1 pseudogene is annotated in these 515 nt (G+C 67.8%); it reads right to left on the bottom strand.

Features of this window, described 5'->3' with window-relative positions:
* Positions 1-515, bottom strand: a pseudogene (locus ACNOHI_RS25620) (hypothetical protein); the annotation flags it as partial.

Genomic DNA, 515 nt, shown 5'->3' on the forward strand with positions numbered 1-515 from the left:
CCTGCGGTCTGGTCGAGGATCTCGACGGTGGCGTTGGTCTGCTCGACCTGCGACACCGCTTCGCGTGCATCGCGCGCGCTGGACTGGACCTGCGCTGAGATTTCGCCGACGGAGGCCGAGAGCTCCTCGGTCGCAGCCGCAATGCTCTCGAGATTGTTGGTGGCCTGCTCGGCGGCGGACGAGACCGCTGATGTCTGGCTGCTCGATTCCGACACCAGCGTGCGGACGTTGGTCGCGGTGGCATCGAGCTCTCTGGTCGACGCCGCGACGCTCTGGATCACCGCCTGCACAGTATCGTCGAAACGACGGCAAGCCTCGTCGACGGTCCCGGAGCGGGCGAGCTGCAGCGCCTGCTGCGATTCGCGTTCCTGGCCGAGGCGCTCGGCGGTCGCCGCGCTCTCGCGCAGGCTTTCGAGCGCAGCCGCCATGGTGCCGAATTCGTCGGGATAACGGGATTGCGGAACCGGCGTTGCATAGTCGCGCGCGCTGATCCGGGCATGGCGTCGAGAATGGCG

Origin of the sequence: Noviherbaspirillum sp. ST9 (assembly GCF_048799745.1) — a bacterium.
In the GTDB taxonomy this organism is placed as follows: domain Bacteria; phylum Pseudomonadota; class Gammaproteobacteria; order Burkholderiales; family Burkholderiaceae_D; genus Noviherbaspirillum.